This is a genomic window from Sphaerochaeta sp. PS (genome assembly GCF_032144095.1).
Classification (GTDB): Bacteria; Spirochaetota; Spirochaetia; order Sphaerochaetales; family Sphaerochaetaceae; genus Sphaerochaeta.
On sequence record NZ_JAVSNJ010000029.1, the window covers coordinates 1 to 1680 of the forward strand.

The 1680-nt window shown below is 45.5% G+C and carries 1 protein-coding gene; it reads right to left on the reverse strand.

Features of this window, described 5'->3' with window-relative positions:
- Nucleotides 1–158: 158 nt before the first annotated feature.
- Entirely contained in the window at nucleotides 159–1379 is a 1221-nt protein-coding gene (locus tag ROJ03_RS13020) for an IS110 family transposase (RefSeq protein WP_313727498.1), read from the reverse strand.
- Nucleotides 1380–1680: the final 301 nt, after the last annotated feature.

Below are 1680 nucleotides of genomic sequence, written 5' to 3' on the forward strand. Positions count from 1 at the left end.
CTTTTTATTTGACTAATGTTGTCAAGTCTTAAATTAAGAGAATCTGACTTTTCGTAATTTCTTATTTTTAGTCCATGGAATAAGTGCACACCAAATAAGGTTACCCAATGGCTTGCAGTTTTTGAGGTTTGTGCTAGACTTTAGTCAAGAATACTAAGTTATTTTACTTTTCTGGTTCTGGAAGGGGCGGTTGCAGCTGCCTCTTTCTTTTTACCCTTGTCAATCTCCTCCATTTGCCGTCTGGTAAATTCAGGCAAGAATTCAAGCAAACCTTCAAGTTTATGAAATCGTAGTTTTTTTCTGAAAGATTCCAATCCTTGCTGTTTGGTAAACTCATAGATGTCGTTGCTTTTGACTAGGATGTAGCTAAGCTGTACCATCTTCTTCGCTATCGCAACTGCAGCAACCTGCTTGCACTTTCCTTTAGCCCTAAGATCATTGTATTTAACCAATAAAGGATTATGGGCAGACTTGCGGGATGCGGACCAAGCAGCTTGGATGATGTTTCGTCGGATGCACTTGTTACCCATATGGGTGATATGCCCCTTGCTGACCTTATTTCCTGAATCGAACCTCCTCTCCGAGAGCCCCACATAGTTCACATAGCTGTCTGGAGAATCAAACCGAGAGCCGTCGTTGAGGTAGGCAATCTGCGAGGATGCAGTCATCAATCCCACTCCAGGCAGGGAGAACAAGGAAAGAGCCTGGATTGGATGCGAAAGGCAGATTTCTCTCAGTGTTTGCTGACATTGTTCCATCTGATTGGCAAGTTGCACCAGCTGGTCGGATAGCATGATAGCCTGTTCAATGGCTATGGAAGCCTCACAAAGGTATTCGTTGGCCAACCTAAGCCGCTTATCTTCCACCTTCAGCTCTGATTTCTTGACATATGGATATCCCATCGAGTTGAAAAGAGCATGGAGTCTGTTTACCAACATGGTCTGTTCTTCTGCCAGAAAAACCTCAAATGTCACTGCAGCCCGTTCAGCTTGCTCTGTCATCGTAGGAATGGAAACCACCGGCCATTCATCCTTTGGCATATTCCTTGCGATACGAACAATTTTTTCGCTGTCCGATTTGTCTGTCTTGAGCGTACTGTTGAAGATATTATACAGTTTGGCAGGATTGAGGACTGTCACCTCCGCCTCAGTGTTCTCGATAAGGAACCTTGCCAGGGAAAAGGAAGAAGTCCCCGCTTCCATAAGTACCAGGTCCCCCTTACAAAGCCTGCCTGCAAGCTTGGCCTTGCCCTTGGGTCCCATATCCCCAGTGAAAAAATGACGGTTTGTCAGATCAGGACCGTCCAGGATGCATCCGTGGAATGTCTTTTTAGACAAGTCCAACCCGAAAGTTCGTTCGTACTGCATGTTTTTTGGCATGGCAGCACCTCCTAAGGAAAGATTCGGAGCTGGAAGGCTGTATGGACACGGATCGTGATCCACCATTTTTATTTACAAGGTCATATCGGGGGACAAAAGCCCCCACGACATGCCTTACGATAGACTTCGATGACCGGTTTGAAGTATTTTATTGGTCAAGGTATTGGATTGCTCCAATCCTTACAAAAAGGGCCACTCGGCCACCGGCTTCCTAACTCCGTCAGTTAAGAATATCATCGAACCTCCAGCTGTAAAGGCTTGAGCACCGCTTCGGCCCTTACAGTAGTCATTCTATTTATTG

Excerpts from the sequence above, each read along its gene's own strand:
- ROJ03_RS13020 (WP_313727498.1), bottom strand. The coding sequence starts at position 1,379 with ATGCCAAAAAACATGCAGTACGAACGAACTTTCGGGTTGGACTTGTCT.